24 protein-coding genes and 2 riboswitches are annotated in these 25,016 nt (G+C 43.6%); of the genes, 4 read left to right on the top strand and 20 right to left on the bottom strand.

What is annotated here, in order from left to right; all coding sequences use genetic code 11:
- Positions 1-288: 288 nt before the first annotated feature.
- Positions 289-1,674 carry an MBL fold metallo-hydrolase gene (locus J7E35_RS01585; protein WP_214776469.1) on the bottom strand — a complete coding sequence of 462 codons (1,386 nt, stop codon included), beginning with the start codon at positions 1,672-1,674 and terminating at the stop codon, positions 289-291.
- A gap of 191 nt (positions 1,675-1,865) precedes the next feature.
- The gene (locus tag J7E35_RS01580) at positions 1,866-3,053 is read right to left on the bottom strand and encodes an MFS transporter (protein WP_214776468.1); all 1,188 of its coding nucleotides are present in this window, start codon (positions 3,051-3,053) and stop codon (positions 1,866-1,868) included.
- A 201-nt stretch (positions 3,054-3,254) separates the two neighbouring features.
- Here J7E35_RS01580 and J7E35_RS01575 point away from each other — a divergent pair, with 201 nt between their 5' ends.
- From J7E35_RS01575 to J7E35_RS01565, 3 genes are all read left to right on the top strand, one after another.
- Positions 3,255-3,770: a DoxX family protein gene (locus tag J7E35_RS01575; protein ID WP_214776467.1), complete on the top strand. Its 516-nt coding sequence runs from the start codon at positions 3,255-3,257 to the stop codon at positions 3,768-3,770.
- A gap of 264 nt (positions 3,771-4,034) precedes the next feature.
- Positions 4,035-4,538, top strand: a complete 504-nt coding sequence (locus J7E35_RS01570) for a DoxX family protein (RefSeq protein WP_214776466.1) — start codon at positions 4,035-4,037, stop codon at positions 4,536-4,538.
- A gap of 109 nt (positions 4,539-4,647) precedes the next feature.
- Positions 4,648-5,424 (top strand): STAS domain-containing protein, encoded by a 777-nt coding sequence (locus J7E35_RS01565; RefSeq protein ID WP_214776465.1) that lies wholly within the window; start codon positions 4,648-4,650, stop codon positions 5,422-5,424.
- A 44-nt stretch (positions 5,425-5,468) separates the two neighbouring features.
- On the opposite strand, the gene J7E35_RS01560 is transcribed toward J7E35_RS01565, so the two are convergent.
- From J7E35_RS01560 to J7E35_RS01505, 12 genes are all read right to left on the bottom strand, one after another.
- Positions 5,469-5,828, bottom strand: a complete 360-nt coding sequence (locus J7E35_RS01560; protein WP_214776464.1) for a cupin domain-containing protein — start codon at positions 5,826-5,828, stop codon at positions 5,469-5,471.
- Positions 5,829-5,844: 16 nt separating this feature from the next.
- On the bottom strand, positions 5,845-6,213 hold the full coding sequence (locus tag J7E35_RS01555; protein ID WP_214776463.1) for a hypothetical protein: 369 nt from the start codon (positions 6,211-6,213) through the stop codon (positions 5,845-5,847).
- Positions 6,214-6,483: 270 nt separating this feature from the next.
- A complete protein-coding gene (locus J7E35_RS01550; protein WP_214776462.1) occupies positions 6,484-7,743 on the bottom strand; it encodes a DUF445 domain-containing protein in 1,260 nt (419 codons plus the stop codon).
- Between the two features lie 380 nt (positions 7,744-8,123).
- A complete protein-coding gene (locus tag J7E35_RS01545) occupies positions 8,124-8,951 on the bottom strand; it encodes a MetQ/NlpA family ABC transporter substrate-binding protein (RefSeq protein WP_214776461.1) in 828 nt (275 codons plus the stop codon).
- 21 nt (positions 8,952-8,972) lie between these two features.
- The gene (locus J7E35_RS01540; RefSeq protein WP_214776506.1) at positions 8,973-9,638 is read right to left on the bottom strand and encodes a methionine ABC transporter permease; all 666 of its coding nucleotides are present in this window, start codon (positions 9,636-9,638) and stop codon (positions 8,973-8,975) included.
- A complete protein-coding gene (locus tag J7E35_RS01535) occupies positions 9,628-10,641 on the bottom strand; it encodes a methionine ABC transporter ATP-binding protein (RefSeq protein ID WP_214776460.1) in 1,014 nt (337 codons plus the stop codon). The genes J7E35_RS01540 and J7E35_RS01535 overlap by 11 nt, the downstream gene beginning before the upstream one ends.
- Before the next feature lie 74 nt (positions 10,642-10,715).
- A riboswitch (SAM riboswitch) is annotated at positions 10,716-10,820 on the bottom strand.
- A gap of 143 nt (positions 10,821-10,963) precedes the next feature.
- Positions 10,964-11,494 (bottom strand): chromate transporter, encoded by a 531-nt coding sequence (locus J7E35_RS01530; RefSeq protein WP_214776459.1) that lies wholly within the window; start codon positions 11,492-11,494, stop codon positions 10,964-10,966.
- Positions 11,491-12,066: a chromate transporter gene (locus J7E35_RS01525; RefSeq protein WP_214776458.1), complete on the bottom strand. Its 576-nt coding sequence runs from the start codon at positions 12,064-12,066 to the stop codon at positions 11,491-11,493. The genes J7E35_RS01530 and J7E35_RS01525 overlap by 4 nt, the downstream gene beginning before the upstream one ends.
- Positions 12,067-12,642: 576 nt before the next feature.
- Positions 12,643-14,298 carry a methyl-accepting chemotaxis protein gene (locus J7E35_RS01520; RefSeq protein WP_214776457.1) on the bottom strand — a complete coding sequence of 552 codons (1,656 nt, stop codon included), beginning with the start codon at positions 14,296-14,298 and terminating at the stop codon, positions 12,643-12,645.
- A gap of 23 nt (positions 14,299-14,321) precedes the next feature.
- Positions 14,322-15,302 carry a BMP family lipoprotein gene (locus J7E35_RS01515; protein WP_214776456.1) on the bottom strand — a complete coding sequence of 327 codons (981 nt, stop codon included), beginning with the start codon at positions 15,300-15,302 and terminating at the stop codon, positions 14,322-14,324.
- A 151-nt stretch (positions 15,303-15,453) separates the two neighbouring features.
- On the bottom strand, positions 15,454-16,110 hold the full coding sequence (locus tag J7E35_RS01510) for a potassium channel family protein (RefSeq protein ID WP_214776455.1): 657 nt from the start codon (positions 16,108-16,110) through the stop codon (positions 15,454-15,456).
- A gap of 12 nt (positions 16,111-16,122) precedes the next feature.
- The gene (locus J7E35_RS01505) at positions 16,123-17,463 is read right to left on the bottom strand and encodes a TrkH family potassium uptake protein (RefSeq protein ID WP_214776454.1); all 1,341 of its coding nucleotides are present in this window, start codon (positions 17,461-17,463) and stop codon (positions 16,123-16,125) included.
- Positions 17,464-17,646: 183 nt separating this feature from the next.
- Positions 17,647-17,788, bottom strand: a riboswitch (cyclic di-AMP (ydaO/yuaA leader).
- A 303-nt stretch (positions 17,789-18,091) separates the two neighbouring features.
- On the opposite strand from J7E35_RS01505, the gene J7E35_RS01500 reads away from it, so the two are divergent.
- Entirely contained in the window at positions 18,092-18,982 is an 891-nt protein-coding gene (locus J7E35_RS01500) for a diacylglycerol/lipid kinase family protein (protein ID WP_214776453.1), read from the top strand.
- Between the two features lie 46 nt (positions 18,983-19,028).
- Here J7E35_RS01500 and J7E35_RS01495 read toward each other — a convergent pair whose 3' ends face one another.
- The 6 genes from J7E35_RS01495 to J7E35_RS01470 form a co-directional block, all read right to left on the bottom strand.
- Positions 19,029-20,864 carry a M6 family metalloprotease domain-containing protein gene (locus tag J7E35_RS01495; protein WP_353050324.1) on the bottom strand — a complete coding sequence of 612 codons (1,836 nt, stop codon included), beginning with the start codon at positions 20,862-20,864 and terminating at the stop codon, positions 19,029-19,031.
- 663 nt (positions 20,865-21,527) lie between these two features.
- On the bottom strand, positions 21,528-22,304 hold the full coding sequence (locus tag J7E35_RS01490) for a sulfite exporter TauE/SafE family protein (protein WP_214776451.1): 777 nt from the start codon (positions 22,302-22,304) through the stop codon (positions 21,528-21,530).
- A gap of 107 nt (positions 22,305-22,411) precedes the next feature.
- The gene (locus J7E35_RS01485; protein ID WP_144478685.1) at positions 22,412-22,639 is read right to left on the bottom strand and encodes a sulfurtransferase TusA family protein; all 228 of its coding nucleotides are present in this window, start codon (positions 22,637-22,639) and stop codon (positions 22,412-22,414) included.
- Positions 22,640-22,714: 75 nt separating this feature from the next.
- Entirely contained in the window at positions 22,715-23,836 is a 1,122-nt protein-coding gene (locus J7E35_RS01480; protein ID WP_214776450.1) for an MBL fold metallo-hydrolase, read from the bottom strand.
- Positions 23,837-23,884: 48 nt separating this feature from the next.
- Positions 23,885-24,460, bottom strand: a complete 576-nt coding sequence (locus J7E35_RS01475) for a sulfurtransferase TusA family protein (protein ID WP_214776449.1) — start codon at positions 24,458-24,460, stop codon at positions 23,885-23,887.
- Positions 24,461-24,487: 27 nt separating this feature from the next.
- Positions 24,488-24,967 carry a DsrE/DsrF/DrsH-like family protein gene (locus J7E35_RS01470; protein WP_214776448.1) on the bottom strand — a complete coding sequence of 160 codons (480 nt, stop codon included), beginning with the start codon at positions 24,965-24,967 and terminating at the stop codon, positions 24,488-24,490.
- Between the last annotated feature and the right edge of the window lie 49 nt (positions 24,968-25,016).

The raw sequence follows: 25,016 nt of genomic DNA, 5'->3' as shown, positions 1-25,016 counted from the left end.
TTCCGCTTGAATCGTACCCTTATAGAGGAAGAATGGCTTGCATAAGGGTATCTTTCCGCTTGAATCGTACCCTTATAAATGCAGAACTGCTTGCATAAGGGTACCTTTCGGCTTGGACGATGCCCTTATAGAGATGGATCTAGTGACCTCTTCCCTCTACCTTGCAATCCACGAAGCCGATCCACTCCATCGGCGGCTATTTTTACCATATTATTACAATTCCACCCGCAACACGCTCCAATACCCAAATAAATAAAGCCAGCTTAAAAACTAAGCTGGCTAATTGTATTAATCCTTTTTAACAGGGAGTCCTTCTTCTTCCCAGGCGGAGTAGCCGCCTTCGAGGTTGACTACATCCTTGTAGCCGTTTTTCAAGAGCAGGCTTGTTCCGATCGCGGAACGTGCGCCTGACTGGCAGTGGGCGATGATTTTCTTGTCGTTTGGCACCTCGTCAAGCTTGTCGGTCAGGTTTCCGAGCATCATGTGATGGGCACCGGGGATATGGCCGCTGTCCCACTCGCTCTGATTGCGGACGTCGATGACAAAGTAGTTATCGTCTTCCATCATTTCTTTTGCCTCGCTGGCGGTGATGGTCTTGTAACCTTCCAGGCTGCCGCTGAGCTCTTTCGGGTCAATATACCCTGTGACCTGGTCAAGTCCGATTGACTGCAGGGATTTTCCTGCATCAGTCAGTTTTTCCGGATCACCAATCAATACGATGTCCTGGTCATAGTTTAACAGCCAACCTGCCCAGTTCGTGAAGGAGTTATTATAGGGGATATTGATCGTTCCTTCAGCATGTCCCTCGGCGAACTCATCTGCCGGACGGGTGTCGACAACCACTGCATCCCCTGCGTCAGATAATGACACTTTAGGCGTTTCCTCATGTCTGAGCAGTTCAGGGCCTACTTTATTCAGCTTTTTCATCTGGGCAAAGTACTTCGGAGGCTCCGGCTGTCCGGCAAGCAGCTCCTCAACAAACTTATCCTCTTCTTTGATTTGGAAAGCCCAGTTGAATTTTTTTTCATAGCCTAAAGTGGACATTGGCACAGCTCCAAGGGATTTTCCGCATGCGCTTCCTGCTCCGTGTGCTGGCCATACCTGCAGGAAGTCAGACAGCTCTTCCACTTTTCGGAGCGATTCGAACATCTGGCGTGCACCCGCTTCGGATGTATCCTTGATGCCTGCCGCCTTTTCAAGAAGATCCGGTCGGCCTACATCGCCCACGAACAGGAAGTCTCCCGTGAAAATTCCCATCGGCTCATTGGCGCCGCCGCCCTTATCCGTCAACAGGAATGAGATGCTTTCCGGTGTATGGCCCGGCGTGTGGATGACTTCAAAATAAATATTTCCAATATTGAACGTCGAGCCTTCTGTCAGCAATTCATGCTCATACTGGTCGACATATTGATACTTCCAGTCCTTATCCCCTTCATCGGATACATACAGCTTCGCGCCATGGTGATGGGCAAGCTCCCTTGCTCCTGACAGATAATCTGCATGAATATGGGTTTCTGTTGCAGCTGAGATTTTGAGGCCCTCTTTTTTGGCGATGTCCAGATAAGGCTGGATATTCCTTGCCGGGTCGATGACAATCGCTTCGCCCGTTCTCTGGCAGCCGATCAAGTAAGACATATGTGCAAGCTGGTCATCAAAAAATGACTTGAAATACATATGAACTCCTCCTTCATTTTAATAGGTTTATGAAGACTATATTCTCTTATACCCCACACCATATATTTTAAAAGTCAAAAAACATCAGTGCAGGGGGCTGCCTTAATTCCAATATATACCTATATCTGTATTTTACTCTGTTAAGAAATCTCCTTCAAATAAAAAGAACCTGCTCCAAAATTGGAACAGGTCTATTTTCCAGCAGGACGTTTCATCATCAAAATATAGAGGAGAATCGAAACGGAAACGGAAATGGCGGAAGCGATGTAGATGCTGCCATAGCCAAGCCAGTGACCGATCTGGCCAAAAGTCATCGCTCCGACACCAACGCCCAAATCGAAAAAGGAGAAGAAGGTTGCGTTAGCCATGCCTTTTCGATTCATCGGTGCATCCTGTACTGCCCATGCCTGAAGTGCCGGCTGGACTGAGCCGAAACCGAATCCGTACAGGCCGGCTGCGATGAACATCACCAGGCTGTTTGGCAGCCAGGCTAAAAGGATCATGGCGATCATAATTAAAACTGTCCCGGGCAGGAAGACGGCGCCATGTCCTTTTTTGTCATAGAGTTTGCCCGCAAAGGACCGGGAAAGCATTAGGGTAATCGCAAAAATAAAAAAGTACCATTCTATCCCTTCAATTCCCTTCTGTGCTGAGTAAAGGGGCAGAAATGAAGCGATTCCTCCAAATGTGGTTGTAATGAACAATAATAGCAATGACGGCTGCAGGGCGGACTTTTCGTATACATCCCATCTGCGCCTGACCTTATTCTCTTCCGTTTTTTCCACCTTTTTATAGGTGATCCTTGATGCCAGCAGGAAGGCAGCAAGACCCAGGATGGCACTGATTAAAAATAACTGCTTGAATGTGATTGCCGCAGCCAGCGCCAGACCAAGCGTCGGTCCCATCGCGAGCGCAACGTTCCCAGAGAGACCGAAATATCCCATTCCTTCTCCCCTGCGCCGCGGTGGTATTAAGTCGGTTGCGATTGTACCAGATGCTGTCGTGGAAAATCCCCAGCCAACCCCCTGGACAATCCGCATTAAAAACAAGAAGGCGATTCCTGAAGCAAATCCAAATGTGCCTACAGAAACCACGAAAATGGCCAGGCCTGTCAGGTAAATAACCCCCCTGCCTCTCGTTTCCAGCATCCATCCTGCAAATGGGCGTACAAGCAATGCCGAAAATGTGAAAATCCCAACGACAAACCCGATCAACTGGTCATTTCCGCCCAGATGCTCCACAAACAACGGAATGGTAGGCAAGGTCATTTGAAAACCCAGGAAGATAAAGAAATTCGCCAGGAATATAAACATAAAGTCCTTGCTCCAAATTTTTTCAGTGCCCTGTGGCTGCTGAGCTGCTCCTGATGATTGATCCATATGATTCATCCTTTCTAAATTCCATGCTTTGTTTAGGCACTGTTGCCAATCCATCCTTTTAAAAATTTTCTTGTTCAATATTCCGTCAATTTGTTGTTGCATTTGTGTGAACAACTTCACAATCAACTCATTTTTATTTCGGATTCTGATATATTGTAAGTGTAATCAATAATTACTTATTTTTGAAGGGAAGCGATTTAGATGTTCGCTAAATGGTTAAGAGAAAACAATATTGCTGCTGGCCTGTTGACTGTCATTAGGGTATGGCTCGGATATAACTGGATGACTGCGGGATGGGGAAAATTGACGGGTGAAGGATTTGACGCAACTGGATATTTAAAAAATGCAGTTGCCAATCCAGTAAAAGGTCCAGACGGAAACGCAGTATATGGTTGGTATGTAAACTTCCTTGAAAGTTTTGCGCTCCCGAATATCGAACTTTTCAACTTTATTGTCCCTCTGGGAGAATTCCTTGTTGGTCTTGGTTTGATTCTCGGAACTCTGACAACTGCAGCCATGTTCTTCGGCCTGGTGATGAACTTCAGCTTCTTCCTTGCCGGAACAGTATCTCACAATCCAACTGACATCTTCTTCGGCTTCATCATCCTGTTCGCTGGCTATAACGCTGGCAAATACGGTTTAGACCGCTGGGTCGTTCCTTTCATCCGTAAAACTGTATTCAAACGCGAAACTGAAGCTGCATATAAAGCAGTTTAACTGAAATCATAATCAGAGAGCCCGGCATTTGCCTGGCTCTTTTTCTTTTACGGATCTGCCTATACTAGTTTTTGCTTCCACCATGATTTCCCTAGCCCCCGCCAAGCATTGCCACTGTCATCTTCTCCACAAAGTGTTCAAAATCCTGACAATATGTTTTTTCTAATATGTGAACAAAGACTTCCTGCCCGCATTTTAAAATAGAAGATTAATATATTGTAGTGTAATCAAATAATACTTCATCCTTGAAGGGAAGCGATTGATATGATTGCTGATTGGTTAAGGGAAAACAAGATTGCCGCTGGCCTGTTGACTGTTTTAAGATTTTGGCTCGGATATAACTGGATGGTTGCTGGATGGCATAAAATGACCGGGGAAGGATTTGACGCAACTGGATACCTGAAGAATGCCGTCGCCAATCCGGTAAAACGTCCTGATGGGAACATGGTTTATGGCTGGTATGTCTCTTTTCTGGAAAACTTCGCGCTGCCAAACATTGAGCTATTCAACTTTATAGTGCCGGTCGGTGAATTCCTCGTCGGCCTGGGCCTCATCCTTGGCTGCCTGACCACTGCCTCAATGTTCTTCGGCTTAGTAATGAATTTCAGCTTCTTTCTAGCCGGAACCGTATCCCATAATCCAACTGATATATTCTTCGGTTTCATCATTCTCTTCGCTGGTTTTAACGCAGGGAAGTATGGATTGGACTACTGGGTGATCCCGTATATCCGGAAAACCATTTTCAAACAGAAAGCAGCCACTAAATAAATTTTCGGCCTCCTGAGCTAATAGCAGGGGGCTTTTGTATACCTTGTCCCAACTGGAAAACTTAGCTATAATTTTACATAGAACGCCTATTAGAATAGGAGCGATTATTTTGTTCAACCTCGGTGCACTAGAAACTCACCAGCTTTTAAATAAAATCAATGAAAATATTTTCATTGCTGATGAAGAATACAAAATTGTCTTCATCAATGATTCTGCCCTGAAATTATTAGCGCAAATTGGCCCTTATGTAGGGATTGCTGATCCAGAAGAATTCATTGGCAGGAATTTAGGAGAGTTCCATGGCAGCCGTCAACAGAAAATCCTGGTCGAAGGGAATTTTCCTCATTCCGCCAGCATCACTTTGTTCAATAAATTTTCAGCCGAAATTATGGTAGATCGACTTACTAATCATGATGGCAAGGAAAGCGGATTTATCCTTACATGGAAAGATATCACTGAATTCGAAGAGGCACTGGAGGAAAACAGGAAACAGCTGCAAGTTCTTGATATGCCTGTCATCCCGCTATCCGTCGACTCAGCTGTCCTGGTTCCGGTCATGGGAAAATTGACTGAAGACCGACTGGTGCTTCTTGGTGACAAAATCCTCTCCCACAGCGCCAGGCAGGGAAATCAATTTGTCATTTTTGATTTTACCGGAGTTTCGGATGAACTTGATGCATCCATCGCGTTCCGACTGCAGCAGGTCATCAATGCCTTGAAGCTTATGGGTGTTCAATCCATCTATGTAGGGATCCGTCCTGAAATGGCCAAATCAATCGTGCTAAATGGTTTGCACGTTAATGTTCCGACTTTCAACACATTTGTCCATGGAATCCGTTATGTGTGGAAAGAAACGGGTTTTGAACTTGTAAAAATTGAAGATTAACCATAAAAAGAAGGCTTGGTCACTGACCGAGCCTTTTCATCTATTTATATTGTTGGAAGATCGGAAACCGTTCTTTCATTCAATTCTTCGCCTGTATTCACGGTTGATTTCGGTTCGAAAAAGATAACATGTGCTTCTTCTTCTGCTATAGGAAGGTGCTCAACACCTTTAGGGACAATGATGAATTCCCCTTCTTTCAGGTGTACATCCCGATCTCTGAATTTAAGCAAAAGCTCACCTTTTACAACAAGAAACATCTCATCCTCATGTTCATGCATATGCCAGATAAACTCACCTTTCAGCTTGGCGAACTTTACATGCATATCATTTATTTCCCCCGCAATTTTTGGACTCCAATAATCACTGAAAAGCGAAAACTTTTCGTTGATATTTACCTTCTCCATTTTTGCCAATCCCCCCCTATTGTCCAAAAGAAAACTCTGTATGGATTTCCCAATACTTTGTTATCGTATTTCCAGTTTGTAAAATAAACCCTATCTGCACTTTTTCAGTTTCATTTTCAAAAGTCAAGACACCGTGCGGCAGATAATCGTATGTAAGTCCGTCATTATACTTGAAGGTCCTTGGGCTTCCATTTATGTCTGCTATGATTTTGGCAATCTCGTCCGGGTCTTTTATAACCTGAATTGTTGTGCCATCCATGCCGCTGACTGCCAATTTATCATAATTACCTGACAGGATTTTGTGATGATAAGCCCAATATCCTGTCAAAAGGATGACACTCACCAGAACTAAAATGACAGTTACAAGCGTTTTCCTTTTAGCCATGCCGATCCCTCCCCCTATCATTTTACCATTTACTTCACTAAGAACGCTGTTTTCGTAAAGATTGTTGTTAAAATCCTAAAGCAGATTTTAACGTAAAATAAGGCCATTTTGCTGGTCGGTATTAAGTTTGCATGCTCTTTTCTTCCAAAAGAGTCAATTTTTTAGAGAAAATAGGTCATTACAATCCTTTTTTGTAGTCAATAGCGACAAAGTTTGAGAAAAGAGCCATTAAAAAAGACCAACCCATTGGATTGGCCTCATATTACTATTTTACATCACCATAAGCTTGAAGATCGTCAAGCCAATCCCGATCAGGAAGCCGCAGACGGCTCCGTTCACCCTGATCCATTGCAGGTCTTTTCCCACGTTGTTTTCCATCATGTCAATCAGTGTTTCTGTATCGAGCTTATCAAGATTTTCTCTGACAAGCTTGCCGATTTTAGAATGGTTTCTTTCAATCAACCCTGCAATCTTTGCATGGAGCCAGGTTTCGATCGCTGTTACCTTTTTATCGTCAGCTTTGATTTCTTCAATGAACTTTTTCACCACTGGTGTAACCGTATCATCTACAAAGCTGTCTTTTTCGATAAAAGCAATTGTGCGCTCCTTTGCCTTTGCCAATACACCTTTGATTTGTCCGGTTAAGTCCATCTCTTCGACCATCTTGTTTTTCCAGGCCTGGATTTCCGACATGAGAGCTTCACGCTCACTGATGCTTCCAAGCTCTTGGCGGATTTTATCAAGAATCATATGGCGGTAGCGATTATCTTCCTGCTGCAGGTTTTTCATTCTTTTTAAAATGAATGATTGCAAAATATTGCCGACCTTTTCTTCAGTAATCATATTGCTGAACGACTGGATCGCGAATTTCAAAAGTCCGTCAGCTTCCGTTGTATCGATCGCCTGCTTGCCCAGTTTGCCAAGAACCAGTTTCGCTTCATCCTGCGACGCCCATTTTTCCGTCTCCTGCAATACATAGTCAAAAGCGGCCGAGTCATATTTCTTTGCCAGTATATGGCTTGAGGCTTTTTGAAAAAAATCGGAAGAGTCTGCTGATAGCAGGAAGCCTTTGACTTCTTGTTCGATCGTCGGTGCAAATCTTTCTATGTCTATTTTCCCCGCAACATCCAGACTGAATGATTGGATGCTTTTCTTAACAGACTCAGAATGCAGTTCCTTCTCAACCGTTTCGAAAATTTTATCAAGAATATGAATCTGCTTGAACTTTTCCATGATGCTCTCTTTCGTGAGCCAGTCATTCTCAAGCATGTTGATTAACGCGTGCGTTACTTTATCACGATTCTTCGGCAGTAGTGCCGTGTGCGGAATCGGGATTCCCATCGGGTGCCTGAATAGCGCTGTAACGGCAAACCAGTCAGCAAGTCCCCCGACAAGACCAGCTTCAAAGCCGCCCATCAGCAATTTCCCGATCAATGAATCCTGAAACGGAATCGCAGCAAGGAACCCCGCTCCCATAATCGCCAGCGAAATAGCCGCTAAATGTCTAGATCTCTTATCACGTTTTTCCATATATCTCCCTCTGTTACTGTTAATTGTTCTCTGTGACCATTTCATGCCCCGGGGCCTCATTTGGGGTTATAGAATTTTTCTATGTGACCTTTTCATCCCTTGGGACTTCATTTCGGGCTTATAGATTTTTTCTATGTGACCTCTCTGGCGTAAAGGCTGCAGCCGGGCCATAGATTGAATCCTCTCAGAATGAGAAACCTCATTTGAGCTCATAAAGGTACCTTTCTGCCTCATGCCAAAAATTTCTACTATTAAAAGAAAAAAATAGTAATTCCTAAAAAGAGTCTCTTCAATATTTTAACCAATTTATAGGGGAGAAAGCTATAAAAAAGGAAAAGTCCCGGGAGTTTGGCTGCCGGGACTTCATTATTATGACTTTCCTACTTCATCCACTCTGGCTTTCCGAAACCTTTGAATTCTTCATCGATGATTTCTTCAAACTCAGCGGATTCTACAACTTCTTTGATGTCCTTTGCAAACTGGGCATCCTGATCCTTTGTGTTGATAACCACGCGGTTACGGTATTGGTCTGGCATGTTTTCAAGCTGAAGCGCGTCCAGCAGGTTCATTTTTGCTGCAAGGGCAAAGTTTCCTGGTACTGCTGATAGGTCGACGCTTTCTACTGCTCTTGGAAGCTGTGCTGCTTCAATCGGCTTGAACTGCAAGTTCTTGACATTGTCTTTTACATCTTTCTCAGAAACTGTCAGTGGGTCAGCATCAGGATCAAGCTTGATTAATCCAGCGTCCTCAAGGATCAGGAAGGCACGCGCTGCATTTGTTGGGTCATTTGGAATTGCGATGGCAGAACCGTCTGCGACTTCATCCAGTGAATTGAATTTATTTGAGTAAATCCCCATTGGCGCGGTTGGCACGACAATGACTTCCGATAGCTCAAGTTTATGTTCTTTCGCGAAGTTTTCCATATAAACCTTGTGCTGGAACAGGTTAGCATCTAGATCACCTTTTGACAAAGCCAGGTTCGGCTGGATGTAATCGCTGAACTCGATTACTTTCACTTCATAGCCTTTTTTCTCAAGGAGCGGCTTGATCCCTTTTGTGACCATATCGCTGTATGGACCGGATGTCGCACCGAATGTCACTTGTTTGGCGTCTGCTTCCGCAGCGCCGTTGGATGCTGAGTCGCTGCCGCATGCGGCAAGCAGCCCGATTGATAAAAATAACAGTACAAACAATAATAATTTCCTCATTTTAAAAGAACCCCCTAATATTTATCTTTTGTCTACTAATCTTGCAATCCTGTCTCCACCAAATTGGATCAGCTGGACGAGGCAGATGAGGATAATGACTGTTGTGATCATGATGGTATTGTCGTATCGGTAATAGCCAAAGCGGATCGCCAGGTCACCGACTCCACCTCCGCCGACAATGCCGGCCATTGCCGAATAGGCAACAAGGCTAATAATTGTGATGGTTACACCCTGGACAATGCCAGGCTTTGCTTCAGGAATCAGTACATCGTTAATGATCATCCATGGAGTCGCGCCAGTCGCAACCGCAGCTTCTATGACTCCTTTATCAATTTCCCGAAAGCTTTGCTCAACGATTCTGGCAAAAAATGGAATGGCCGCAACCGACAATGAAACAGATGCCGCAGTCGGACCAATTGTCGTGCCAGCAATCAAATTCGCAAGCGGGAGCAGGGCGATCAGCAAGATAATGAACGGAACCGAACGGATCATATTGACGATGAAGCCGGCAATATTTTTAAAAAGCTGGTTTTCCAGGAACAGTCCTTTGTCAGTGACAAAAAGAAGGACTCCTGTTGGCAATCCAACGATGATGGCGACAAGGATGGAGATGCCGACCATATAGATCGTTTCAAAAAATGCTTTATTCAATTCAGGCAGCAATGTAATCAGGTTATCAAGCAGCATCATCAATCACCTCCAGATTTTTAGTCCTTGCCGCTATATAGGCAATCGCCCGGTCAATCTCCAGCTGGTCGCCCGAAACCTCCATAATGAAAACTCCCAATGGAATATCCTGAATATATTCAATCTTTCCATGCAGGATATTTCCGCGAACCTTATAGGTCTGGAACACATCAGAAATGACTCCCTGTTCGGCAATCTCACCCTGGAAATAGATTTTGATCATTTTCCCTCGACGCTCCTCCAGCAATCTTTCCGGCAGGTCGAATTGAAGGATGGAGTTGACGAAGTCCTTTGTGAGTGCTTGTTTCGGATTCGCGAAGACTTCATACACCTCTCCTTCTTCAATGATTTTCCCGTCTTGCATGACAGCCATCCTGTCGCAGATGGTCTTGACGACTTCCATCTCGTGGGTGATCAGGACAATCGTGATGCCCAATTCACTATTAATCTTTTTAAGCAGGGATAGAATTGATTTCGTTGTGCTTGGATCCAGAGCAGAAGTAGCTTCATCACATAAGAGCACAGATGGATTGTTCGCCAGCGCCCTGGCGATACCAACCCTCTGTTTCTGTCCGCCTGACAATTGTGCCGGATAGACTTCTCTTTTATCAGTAAGCCCGACCATATCAAGAAGCTCCGTCACTCTTTCATTGATTTTCAGTTTCGGAATGCCGGCCGCTTTCAGTGCAAAGGCTATGTTTTCACTAACTGTCTTTGCGCTGACAAGATGGAAGTGCTGAAAGATCATCCCGATTTTCAGGCGCGCTTTCCTCAGATCACTCTTGTTCAAAGAAGTAAGCTCCAGACCGTCAATATGTATCTCTCCGGATGTTGGTTTTTCAAGAAGATTCAGGCATCGGATTAAAGAACTTTTACCTGCTCCGCTGTATCCGACAATTCCGTAAATCTCTCCCTTTTCTACTTTTAATGAAACTTGGTCAACACCAGTAACCGCCCCTTTTTTTGTTTCATAAATCTTGACCAGGTTTTTCACTTCAATCATGATTTGCACCCCCGTTTTTTAAAAATAAAAAAGCCTCTTTCATTCAAAGAAAGAGGCATCGTAAACATCTATACGACTTATCTTTCAGAATGAAAACATTCTGCAGGAAGTGGCACCTTTCCCAAAAGGAGGTTGCCGGACGTCATAGGGCCTAATCCCTCAGTCTCTCTTGATAAGTAACTTATTTAATTAATTTCGATAATTGAAATATTAAGTCTATCTGATTTATTTGTCAACAAAGTTTTTTGAGGTTTTTCTCATGTTACCGCTTACATGGCTGCAGGAGTAAGGGAATTATTTTTTGAAAAAGAAAACCCCTTGTTTACGATAAAACAAGGGCACCGTAAACAAGGGATCCTGCGATGACATAGGCAGGGTGGACTTTGAATTTTTCCATCAGGATGAAGCTGATTCCGCCAATCAGAATGGTCTGCATCAGCCCGACCCCCTCATAGGAAGAGAAAAAGAAATCATAGGTCATGACTCCTAAAAGGACGGCAATGACAGGGCGGACGACGATTGTCAGCCTTTTGACACGGGGTGAATCTTTGAACTTCATTAACAAACCGAGCAAGCTGATCATCAGGATTAGGGATGGTGCTACCGTGGCAAATACCCCAACTATAGCTCCGAGGATTCCTCCTTCTGCATATCCGATATACCCAGCCATCTTGGTAGCAATCGGGCCAGGCAGGGCGTTCCCCATCGCCAGCACCTCACTGAATTCATTGACTGACATCCAACCATATCGGTCAACGACTTCATTTTCGATTAATGGAATGGAGGCAGGGCCGCCGCCGTATCCTAAAATCCCTGGAATAAAAAAGGCCAAAAATATATGGAAATAAATCACTGCTGCTCCCCTCCTGTTTGTTTATTTTCAGATGTTGCAGGGTCTTTTTTCAGCAAGGCACCGAGCAGCAAGACAAAAATTAAAATAGCGGGATGCAGATTCAAGAATTGAAGAAGAACCAGGCTGCCAATAAGCGCCACAGCTGTCCACGCCCAACCAAGGTTTGATTTACCTGACTTCTTGATAAAATCCCATGTCAGGACAGCAAGCATGACGGCAACAACTGGAACAACAGCCTCTGCCATTCCTTTCACCCAAGGCTCATCTTTGTATGAGTTCAGACCGGTCAGCAGCAGGATCATCAGGATAATTGCTGGAATCATCGTTGCTGCAAGGGCATTGATCATACCAAGGTATCCGCCTACTCGATAGCCAATGTAGCCCGCCATTTTTGTGGCAATTGGACCTGGCAGCGCATTTCCCAAAGCAAGAACATCACCGAATTCATCAGAATCCATCCATTTATATTTTTCAACCACTTCCTTATGTACAAGCGGAATCGAAGACGGGCCGCCGCCATATCCAAGGATTCCCACGCGAAAAAATGCTAAGAATAAATCTCTTTGCTTCAAAACTTCACCTTCTAATCTATTATTGATGCAACTAATCGTATCCTTATGAAATCAAATCAAATCCAGCCTCAAAAGTGTACCGTTCCAGGAACAGCAATCTATTCAATCTATACTTATATCTTGTTTTTAATTATAGACTCATATAATCAATACTGCATGTCAAATTCAAGTTTTTTACCGTGTGGGCCTATTTCATCGTAATTTTCGCCATTCAGATGCTTCATATTCTCCCCGCCACGCAAGGTATTGACGAATTATTAATTATCCCTGCCAATTTTTGATCAATTCGGCAAACTCCACGAATATTTGGACCAAGCAGCATTTCTGCAGTTTCGGCTGCATATAGCTCTTCATATAAGGCTCTTTTCTCATACTTTGTTGCTATTGACTACCAAATATGATTAAATGACCTATTTTTCCTCGCAAAGTAGACTCTTTTGTGAGAAAAGAGCACGCAAACTTATTACCGATCCTTATATTACGTTAAAATCGGCTTTAGGATTTTAACAACAACCTTTACGAAAACAGCCTCATATAAAAAAGTACCACAGCCCTAAGGCTATGATACTCATCTTATTATCTATTAAACTTAAAAACTGAAACGGATACATTCAATTCATTTGTCAGCTTCCTCAGGTCTGTCACCTTTTTCGAAAGGTTGCCGAATGCAGATAATTGTTCCGTTGTGGATGCGGAGATTTCTTCGCTTCCAGCGGCTGTTTCCTCTACGACCGCACTGATCGATTCAACATTATGCAGAACCCTGGCTCCCAATTCCTTCGAAGCTTCCATACCTTTGACAAGCTTAGTAACTTTCTCTGAGATGCCGCTTACCTTCGATTCAATATTCACAAAAGCAGACATTGTCAGGCTCATTGATTCCATCTGCTCTTCTGCAATTGCTCCGCCTTTGTTTACCGCTTCTCCGATTCCTTCAAGTCCAGTCTTTAGGAGATTGACCATATCAAAGATTTGTGTTGTGGCTCTGTTGGATTCTTCAGCCAGCTTCCTGACCTCTGAGGCAACGACTGCAAATCCTTTTCCGGCTTCTCCTGCCCTTGCTGCTTCAATCGCCGCATTCAATGCCAGCAGATTGGTCTGATCCGCGATGGCTGAAACAGTTTGGGCCATATCCTGGATTTTTGCCGCATAGCCTGCAAACTGATCAGTCGCTGCCTGGATTGAAGCAGAGGCTTCTTTGTTTTCGGTAATTAAGACTTTTTGCCCCTCGATCGCTTTTCTGCCTGCGCTGATTGCTTCCACCGCTTCCTGGCTATACGAGGAAGATTCCTGGGTGTAATCGAGGTTCAGCATGATTTCCTTATCCATTTCATCAATCAGCTCGACTGATTGCTGAAGATCTTCCGAGACAGTCTGGGCACCTGCAGAAAGCTCATCCGTTGATATAGCCACTTGGTTGGAGATTTCCGTCAGCGCGATATTTTCCTGCTCGATTTCTCCTGCGAAATCTTCCACTTCCTTGCTTGCCATGTTCACTTTTTGCAGCAGGGATGTCAATTGGGCTGCCATCATTTCAAAAGACTCGTTCAAAGTTCCAAGCTCATCCCTGTGTTTGTAAGGAACTTTTTCGATCATCAAGTTTCCTCTGGCGATTTCCTGGGCATTGAAGGCAATCTGCTTCAGCGGCCTGGTGATTGAGCTGGTAAGCCTGATTCCAATACCACCAGCAACAATCACAAGCAAGATGCTGCCGATGACAGCCGCCAAGATGATGAATTGGATCTGGTTCTTCAAATCCTCCTGCAGAAAATCATAGTATTCATTGACCTGGATATTCAATAGGTGCAAATCGTTCAGGATTCCTTCACTGCGCAGTGACTGACGCTTAACTTCAGCACTTACCTTGTCCTCAAGAGCTTGTTTAGCTTCAGACTCCAGGGTGCTGAACTTTCCAAGTGCCTTTTCCAGCACGATTTTGCTGTTCTCCTGCTGTATCACTTCTTTTGCCTGAGCAAAAGTCTGCGAGGTCTTCTCCATTTTCACCAAAGCATCCTGCTTGTTGCCTTCTGTTGGATTGAAGGAAAAATTGCTTAGCGATTGCTTTACGGCCGATGTTTCAGCCTGCAGATTCTGGACAGTCAGCAGTACCTGGACATAGTCCTGATTAGATGCCTGGACCATCAGCATCCTGTAAATGATGAAAGAAATCATCACAATCGATAAGCCAATGGCGAGCAATAAGTTCAATAGTAATTTCTTCTTGATTGTCATCTTGGTTCCCCCAGTTGCAGCTGTTAATCTAGCTGGATTGAAACTTCATTTGTTGATAATTGTTCTTCCAGGTCTTTTAATTTCTTGTCCTGTTCTGGTGTCAGTTTGATCACACGAATTGGTGCTAGCCCGATTCCTTTCTCATTTATGCCCAGCTCGATTTGCCTGGATTCGAGTTTCTTTTCGGACTGGAATTCCTTTACTACTTCGTATAGAGCGATATCCACATTTTTCAGCATGGAGGTAATGATTGCTTTTTCGGCAAAAAAGTATTGATCGCTATCCACACCAATCGCGAATTTTATCCTCGCTTGCGCTTCCTTCAGCACACCTACTCCGGTGAAACCAGCCGCAGCATAGAGGACATCCGCACCCTCATCAATCATTCCGGAAGCAATCTTCCCTCCAAGCTCTGCATTGCCAAAGTCATTTGCGTATTCAACCTTAACCTCGGCTTCTGGATTCACAGATTTTACTCCCTGCTCAAATCCCACCTTAAACTTGTGGATCAGTGGGACATCAGCTCCGCCAACAAATCCAATGATATTTGATTTTGAGACCATTCCTGCTACGGCACCGGCCAGGAAACTTCCCTGTTCTTCTTTAAAAGTAATCGATGTGATATTGTCCATCTCTGATACCGAATCGACAAGAACAAATTGTTGTTCAGGATATTTTTTCGCCACCTTTTCAAGGTCTTCAAGAACCATGAAGCCAAGACCGATGACAAGGTCATTTCCCTCTTCCACCAACTCCGTGAATCCTTTCTCATAGCTTCCTGCTTCCTGCAACTCCCGATAATCAAAAAGAATATCAAGTTCGTCCCGTGCCTTTGTCAGGCCGGCAAACGCCGCATCACTAAAAGATTGGTCACCTAGTCCGACGTCAGACAACATAATGCCAATTTTTACCCTTTCTTTTGCGTTCAACTCGGTAGTGGTGCATCCAGCAAGCCCTCCTGCGAGTAGTGTCACGATTATAAGCACAAACATGATTCGTTTCATCTTGGTGTCCTGCTCCCTTTTCAGTTAAATTTATATCTTATTCATCGACCATTGCTAATTATTGTTTATGCCAAAAAATAAAGTCTATCTTTTATCAATTTTCTAAAAAATATAAAAACAGGCTGTGATTACCCAGCCTGCTTCGATTACATTATTTAATTTTTGTAAACCTGTTCAAATCGCCATTCTCGCCTAATACAATCAGGATATCCTCTGCTCTAAGCGTTTTCTCTGGATCTGGAGAGATGTCGACCTTGTTAGCGGTCTTCACGCCGATAACCGTGATATTATATTTGGCACGCAAATTAATTTCAATCAGGTTCTTCCCTGCCATGCTCATCGGAAGTTTGATTTCCTCGATACTATAGTCATCCGATAGCTCGATAAAGTTCAGTACATTGGGTGATGCCATCAGCTGGTGGGCGACTCTCTCCCCCATATCCCGTTCCGGGAAGATGACTTTGTCGGCGCCAACCTTGAACAGTACTTGTGCATGGTGTTTGTTAAGGGCTTTGGCAACAACGTTGGCAACACCCATTTCTTTTAAAATAAGTACAGTAAGGATACTTGCCTGGATGTCGTCCCCGATCGCCACGATGACGGTATCAAAGTTCCTGATTCCTACAGCCTTTAACGTTTGCTCATCCGTTGAGTCACCGATTACCGCATGGGTAACAAACTCCTTATAGTCCTCGATATGCTGTTCACTTTTATCAATCGCAAGAACTTCGTGCCCTTCATGATAAAAAGTGGTCGCTACACTGGAGCCGAAACGTCCCATACCAATTACTGCGAACTGCTTTGCCATAATAACTTCCTCCTACCCAATCATCACTTTTCCAGCTGGATATCGATAATGATCCTCTTTTCTTTTTTTCGTAACTGCAAAAGCCAGTGTCAGCGGACCAACCCGGCCAGCGAACATCGTAATCGTTATTAATATTTTTCCGTATGGTGACAGCTCAGGGGTCAGGCCCATTGAAAGCCCTACTGTTGAAAAGGCTGAAACTGCCTCAAAGAATATCATCAAAAAATCTTTACCTGGTTCAGTGACAGTCAACACCATTGTAACCAATCCTATTAAAAAAAGTGAAATCATTGTAATCGTCAACGACTTGGAGACAATGCTTAGGTCCATTCTTCTGCCAAAGAATGTGATATCCTCCCTGCCGCGAATTTGTGATCTGACTGCACCAATCAGGACTGCAAAGGTGGTGGTCTTGATTCCTCCGCCCGTAGAACCCGGCGAAGCGCCAATGAACATCAGGAAGATGATCAAAAATAAGGTCGACTGTTTCAAGTCAGGGATATTTATTGTATTGGATCCAGCTGTCCTCGGTGTGACAGCCTGGTAAAGCGCTCCGAATATTTTACCAGTCATCGTCATCGGCTTCAAGGTGGAAGGATTGTTAAATTCCAGGATAAAAATCAGGACAGCTCCTCCAAACACCAAAACAGCTGATAATGCCAAAACGACTTTTGAATGCAGGGAAAGCCTTTTAGTCCTGCGATAGTCAAAAAGCTCATTCATGACAATGAATCCAATCCCACCCAAACTGATAAGAGTGACCATGGTAAGATTGACGACCGGGTCTTCAGCATATGCAGTGAGCCCACTGAATCCACCCATCAAATCAAATCCAGCATTATTAAAGTTCGATACGGCATGAAAAAAACCGAAATAAATCGCTTTGCCCGCAGCCATCTCCTGTGAAAACCTCAGAGAAAGGATGATTCCGCCAGCGATTTCGACTGCCGCTGTAAAAAGGAAGATTCGTTTGACAAGCCTGACAATCCCTTCTACCGTCGCGTTATTCAATGACTCCTGGATGATCAGTCTTTCTTTAAAGGAAATTCTTTTCCCTAAAATAAATGCAAGCAAAGTGGCGAAACTCATGAACCCCAGTCCGCCGACCTGGATCATCGACAGGATGACCATTTCCCCAAACCGCGTAAAGGTATCGCCTGTGTCCACGACGACAAGGCCTGTTACACAGGTTGCTGAAGTTGCCGTAAATAACGCATCTAAAAGAGGAAGTCCTTTGCCATCGACTGTTGAAGATGGCAATGACAGCAACACTGTCCCAAACAAAATAATGGCTCCAAATCCAAAAACAAGTACTTTCGGCGGATCCATCCTGAAAAACAAATTACTCCTCATGATCCTTCCTTCTTTCCTTAGTATGAGGAAACCATGCGTCTAATATTTCTTTGCAGGGACTTTGTTCAAACTGGAATTTTCAAATAGCCGGCATATCTAAAATACAGCAAAACAAAAAAGCCCACAGAGGCTAAAAGATAGCAGCCTTGTGGACTTTGAACAAACCTGTCACACAAGCTTCATCTTCCTCATCTGCAACGCTTACGGAGTTAGCTGTCGGATTAGGGCTCAGAATAGCCCCGCCTATCATTCAGGCCTCACCCCAAGTGGATTGCATCCACAAAGTTGGTTCCCCCGCTCCAATTGGATTCAGCGATTTAGAAATATGAAACTCATTTAATTTTGTATAGAAATCTGAAACTGTTGTAATCATACTCCTCCCATATTCTACTTGTAAACAAGAACAGAACGCCAAAAATGACTCTTTTTATTCAATTTAAAGCATTATTTATACCAAATCACAGCCTTTCTCACTAAATCATCGTTTTGCTTCATTTTTTACTTCTGTAATAATGCGTGCCATTCCTACTCCCGGACTAAGCGGTTTATAGTGATTCATTTTAAGGTAAATAATAGGGTTGATAAAATACTTATTTCTGTGAATAGATTTTGGGGAGGTTAATCCTGGATGAAAGCCATGATTATTTTGAATCCATCTTCAGGAAAAGAAAAAGCGGCTGACTACGCTGAAAAAATAGAGGAAACCTTAAGAAATCAGTACAATGATATAGATATTCGAAGAACCGAAAAAGAAGGCGATGCTGCTGCATTTGCTACCGAAGCCTGCGTTGCTTTATACGATGCTGTCATTGCCATGGGCGGGGACGGGACAATCAACGAGGCGATAAATGGACTGGCTGAACAAGCCCACAGGCCTGCTCTCGGCATCATCCCACTTGGTACGGTCAATGATTTTGCCAGGGCTCTCAACATTCCGCTGGACCCCTATGAAGCTATTTCTATTCTGGATGGGCAAAACCTCCGGCCAGTAGATATAGGCAAAATCAATGAACATTACTTCGCCAATGTCATAGCAGTCGGTGCGATTGCAGAAGCCTCTTATAGTGTGAGTCCTGAATTGAAAACAAGACTTGGTCCACTTGCTTATTTTATGGAAGGGGCGAAATCGTTCCTAAGTGGTGAGACAATCGAATTATGCGTTGAACATGATAGCGGGAAATGGGAAGGCCAAACTTTCCTGCTGATTGCTGCACTAACGAATTCTGTTGGCGGGTTTGAGGCCCTTGCCCCTAAAGCCAGCGTGAATGATGGAAAGTTTCATGCATTCATTATTAAAAAGATGTCTGTCCCGAAAATTGCTGCACTGATCCCATCCCTTATGAAGGGAGAATTGCAGGAAAGTGAAGAAGTAGAATATATACGAAGCTCCTTCCTTAATGTAACTTCCGGCAAACACCATGTGGTGAATATCGACGGTGAAGAAGGAGAGCCATTGCCATTTAAGGCGAAAGTGCTACAGAGCCATTTGGAAGTGTTTGTACCGATAATAAATGAATAAATAAAAAACCTGAGCAAAGGAATTCCCTGCTCAGGTTTTTTTTGGTTTATTTTACGCTTGAATTAAAGTTGTAGAAGAATTTAGCTGTAATTGAGCCATCTGCATTTTCTGTAATGCCAGTCACATGGATTCCAGAGTCAGCAGGTGTATCACTAAAGCCCTTCCAGAAGTAGTAAGAACCAGTGTGTACATTTCCGCTTACTGGAGTGATTTTGCTGCCAGTCTTGAAGAAGTCACCTGCATTACCGCGGTTAAGGTTCTTCTCAAGCTCATACAGGCCATCTGCCTGAAGGACTGACAATCCGTAGTGAGTGACTACATCACCATTGCTGGCAGTCTGTGACTGGTTGAACTGGAAGCGCTTGTTCATCCAGTTTTCTACGTTGTTCGGACGGAATCCGGCAGTCTGGTAAAGATTGATGACATTTTCATCTACATGCCATGCAAGCAACCCTTTAGAGTCTTTGCCCTGGCGGATTAATCCCTGGTTAAATCCATCCTGCTGGACGTTTTCGAACAAGAAGTATTCTGTTCCATTTGAGCCTGGAACTTCCATCTTCACAATCGCGTTGTCTGCGGATGCTTTGTTAACCGGAGGCAATGTGATTGTTTGTACTCCATCCTCTGGCTTAACTTCGACAGGATTTACCCATCCAAGGAAAATCTTTGAGAACGGATCAAAGTGTGTAGGCGAGTTTCCGCCATAAACAGCTGCATCTGGATAGCGCATCCATGATCCGCCTGCCATCATTGAATAGTTGCCAACACCCTCTGAAGTATAAACAGTGTCATAAAAATCAGGAAGGCCTAAAGCATGTCCGAATTCGTGTGCATATACCCCAGTTTGAGCAGGGAATGGACCCGTTTTCGCTTCTTCTTTATATGTCTTCGTTGCAGCGTCAAAACCTGCTACGTTGCCGCCGATTCCTGGCTGGATGTTGTAGTTGTTTACGAGTACGCCATCGTAAGTCATGTCTTCTTTAATCGTTCGGTCGATCCATGCTGACTGGCTGATCCCCTCATGCTGTGGAGCAGGCTTTCCAGTTTCATAGTATTTTCCATAGAATAATGCACTTAACAGGCTCCACTTGTGAGACCAAAATTGAGCAGGGTCACGGCTGAATTCCGCTCCAGTTCCTTCGTGTACGACGAAGATATTTGGTACTTCACCATTTTCTGCATACTGTGAGAAATCAACCTGGTCGTCCGCTGCCTTTAAAAGGTCACGAATGAACTCACCAGTATGTGCATCGCCGTTTTCGTTTCCAAGTACGTATTTACCGCTTTCTGCGTATTTACCTTCCTGATCTAAATAATAGGAAGCGCCCTTCGGCATTTCTACCCATACAAATTCAGTATCTTCTTTGCGGACAAGGTTGGTTTTTCCGTAGCTTGATTCCTTATAGGCATTTTGCATTGTACGATTCTTTGGTACATCTGGTCCATCGTATTTCTTGAATTGCTCTAACTCATACGGATTGTATTCAGTACCGAAGATTAGATCTTCATAATACTTTGCAGGCACCTGTCCTGGCATATCTCCAACTGGCTCATCCCCATCAGGATATTTTGCCAAAAGAACGAGTACCGGAATATCACCTGTTGCTTCCTTATAAGCAACATGATTGTCTCCAGGCTCCTGGAACTTTGTGCCATTCTGCGCGGCTTTCTCTGCAGGGTCTACCTTCGATAGATCGATACCCAATTTCTTTGCTTTTTCGGTTAGCTCAGGAGAAGCGCCAACATGGTCGGCCAGCCCGATGTGATATTTACTTTCTTGCTTAGCCGTTGTGTCAGTTCCATTGATTCCTGCAAAAACTGCACTTCCAGCTAGGGCAAGTGATAACGCTGATGTTGAAAGGACTTTTAACAATTCATTCACTCCCTATTTAGAATGTTTCTATTTCCTAAATAATATAAAAGATTCAGTATATTCTAAATAGGGATAAAGTATCGTTTGATAGTTTTTTTCGTGAGTCGAAAGGCTTAACTATCAATATTGCTCTATAAAAATTAACTATATTTCCATAATTACCTAAATAATACCTTTATACTAGCTCGATAGGAGGGAGTTGCTCCGACTTTTTGCTGTTCCGCTCTTAATCTTGGCCAAGATTGCACCATGTTCGGACAGCTTTTCACGATTTTCCTTCAAACCTGTCTGAAGTTGGACCATGTTCGGACAGCTTTTTTGCTTTTCCTTCAAACCTGTGTGAAGTTGGATCATGTTCTGACAACTTTTCACGTTTTCCCTTCAAACCTGTCTGAAGTTGCATCAAGTTCGGACAACTTTTCACGTTTTCCCTTCAAACCTGTCTGAAGTAAGATCATGTTCTGACAACTTTTCACTCTTATCCTTGAAACCTGTCAAAATAACTTCGCTTTCTTGACAGCTTTGGGGCTCACTGCTTTAAACCTGTCATAATAACCTCGCTTTTTTGACAGCTTTGGGCTATCCACCTTAAAAACTGTCTAAATAACCAATGTAAGTTTATCTCAAAAAAAAACAAGACTCCGCAGAAGCGGAGTCTTGTTTAAATAAATCTTACAGGATATCCATCCAAATCTTGATTGCAGTACCTAAGATCAAGAATGCGAGGATATATTGAAGAATCTTAGTATTCACTTTCTTACCAGCATTTGCACCCATTGGCGATGCGATTAGACTGGCAACTACCATGATCAATGCCGGCCAAAATTCCACCTGGCCAGTGGCTAGCTTACCCACTGTCGATCCAATTGAAGAAATGAAGGTAATGGCAAGTGATGTTGCAATTGTCATTCGAGTAGGAATCTTCAACACAACAAGCATGATTGGCACCAGCAAGAATGCTCCGGCAGCGCCAACAATACCCGCTCCAATCCCAACGATGAATGCAAAGATTGCTGCCAGCCATTTATTGAAAGTAACCTGGTCCAGCGGGATCTCATCTACACCCTTCTTTGGAACAAACATCATAACAGCAGCAATCAAGGCAAGAATACCGTAGACAAGGTTGATGCCGCCTTCAGACATGAAGCGGGAACCGTAGCTTCCGATCAAGGAACCGACCAGGATCGCGGAACCCATATAAATAATCAAGGTCTTGTTCAGGTATCCGCCCTTACGGTAGGCCCAGACACCGCCGATTGTCGCGAAGAAAACCTGGACCGCACTGATCCCTGAAACTTCGTGCGCGCTGAATGCAGCAATGCCGAACAATGGCGGAATGTATAATAGCATTGGGTATTTAATGATTGAACCGCCGATTCCAACCATCCCGGAAATATAAGAACCGATAAAACCAATTAGAAAGATGACAATAAGATATGTGAAATCCATCGGGCTTCCTCCTTTTTGTAGATAACTACTTCCACAGGAATGCCTCGAAGCATTCCCTATTCAAAAAACGCATAAGAAAAGGGAGACGAGCTCCCCCTTTCGTTCAATTACGCCTTCTTCATCCAGAACTTGAACACACCGTTTTCTTCTTCATGCTTAAGAAGTTCGTTTCCAGTGGATTGTGCCCAAGCTGCTAAATCTTTTACAGCGCCTTTATCAGTTGTATGGATTTCTAGTACATCTCCAGATTGAAGGTCAGTGATGGCCTTCTTTGTTTTTACGATTGGCATTGGACAAGCTAGTCCCTTTGCGTCTAATACTTTTGCTACGTTCATGTTAAAATCCTCCTTGGTTGTATAAAAAATTGTATTTTTTAATAACGATCAGGGAGCAAAGCCCCCTATTCAGATTTATCTTACCGCACAGCGGTTTGGTCCGATTTCCATTTCTCTTTGCTTCTCATCGTCTGGGTTGATTTTGCCCATGTTTGTTTCACGGATTTCCTGGTATGCATTTGGCTGTGGCGGCAGGTTCTCAGTCACAAGTCTTCTGAACTCAGCCTCGTCTTCGATGTTCAAGCCATGGTTCTTGGCGAAAAGTGTACCTAATTTTTCAGATACGCTGCCATCTTCATTCAACTCTTCAATAATCATGAAGTGTGCAGGAAGAACGACAAGCTCATCAGAAAGCTGCTTGTAGCGAGTGTATAGTGAGTTTCTCAAGTCTGCTACCCAGTCTTCTGCTTTACCAGCAAGGTCTGGACGTCCAATTGAATCAATGAATAGTATATCCCCGGATAGAAGATATTTTTCATCTACAACAAAAGATGTAGAACCGATTGTGTGGCCCGGTGTATAAAGTGCGTTGATGTCGATGTTTGTTTCACCGATTTTTACATTGTTGCCATCTTCAAGAGGCTGGTAATTGAATGTGACTTCATCAGCGTCTTTTGGAGGCAGCCAGTATGCTGCACCTGTTGCTTCCGCAATTTTTCTTCCGCCGGAAATATGGTCGGCGTGCAGGTGTGTATCGAAAACGTGCTTGATTTCAACGCCAAACTCTTTTGCGAAGTCCAGGTAAACATCTGTCATTCTTGTTGCGTCGATCAATGCTGCTTCACCGTTAGAAACTACTGCATATGAAAGGCAGCCTTTTCCGATGCGGACGAACTGGTACATTGCTCCGCCATCTTTAAGATCTCCAACCTTTACTGGCTCAAGGTGTTCACTCCATGCTTTCATACCGCCTTGAAGATAAGATACTTCACGGCCAGCTTCATCAAGCATTTCAGCGACCATTACTGAAGAACCTTCTTTTGCACATACAACTAGAACTTCTTTATCAGTAGGTACTTTATCAAGGATTTCTTCTACTCCGTCAAGAAGATCGAAGTATGGGATGTTAAGGTATTCGAAGTTTTCGCCTTCAATTTTCCAGTCGTTGAAGTCGCTCTCGTTACGGACATCAAGAATGAAAAATGGTTCTTTATTGAATACTTTTTTAGTTATTTCTTTAGACGTCATTGCTTTCATAAACTATCTTACCTCCCTGGGTATGGTTTTTTACAAAAAAATAAATTATTATACTTTTGTTTCAGTTGGGCCATTCCATTCAGACATGCCTGGCACTACATTCCAAACCTTCTCAAAGCCTTTGCCTGAAAGTGTCTGGGATGCCATGTCACTTCTGTTGCCTGTGCGGCAAACAACAAGGATTGTTTTGGACTTATCAAGTTCATCGAGTCTGCTTTCAAGTTCACCAAATGGAATAGATACTGCATTTGGAATGTGTCCAAATGCATATTCAGCCGGCTCTCTTACATCAAGGACAACAACATCCTCATTTGCTTCAAGCTTCTTGACAACATCATCATTTGAAACAATGTTTGGATATTTTGTTTCTTCTTGTTCTTCACCTGAACCGCCCTTGCGGATATAGTGCTTAAGAACATCGCCTTCTTCGATGGTTCCAAGATACTGATTGCCAGAGCTTTTAGACCAAGCCTGGATATCCGCCCTAGAACCTTTATCCGTTGCGAGCACCTCTAAAACCTCGCCAGGTATTAAATTGTTGATTGCTTTCTTCGTTCTGACAATCGGCATTGGGCATGCAAGCCCTTTTGCGTCGACTGTAGCATTTGTTTTAACAGTTTCCATTTGTCGACCTCCAATTAATAGTATCTATTAGATGAACAGGTTGACGTTTCCGTCTTCCGCATCAGCAAGGTAAGCTGCTACACCAGCAAACTCAACGCCTTCCATGATTTCTTCTTGCTTAAGGCCAAATAAGTCTACTGTCATTTGGCAGGCAACAAGCTTGACATCCTGCTCTTTTGCCATGTCAATCAAGTCTGGAAGCGGCATTACATTGTGCTTTTTCATTACATCCTTGATCATTTTAGGTCCGAAGCCTGCATAGTTCATTTTTGACATTCCTAATTTGTTCGCGCCTCTTGGCATCATCTTGGCAAACATCTTTTCGATGAAGCCTTTGTCAGCCTGGATTGGCTCATCTTTCCTTAGAGCGTTCAATCCCCAAAATGTGTGGAAAATCGTCACTTCATGATCATAGGCAGCGGCACCATTAGCAATGATGTAAGCAGCCATGACTTTATCATAATCCCCACTGAATAAAATAATTGTGGTTTTTTTCTGTTCTCCCATTATCTCTCTTCCCCTCTTTAATTACGGTAACGGGTATTTATGACTACAA

Origin of the sequence: Bacillus sp. ISL-45 (assembly GCF_018613195.1) — a bacterium.
GTDB lineage: Bacteria > Bacillota > Bacilli > Bacillales > Cytobacillaceae > Mesobacillus.
The sequence above is the reverse complement of the archived record's forward strand: the minus strand, read 5'-3'. Positions and strand labels throughout refer to the sequence as shown.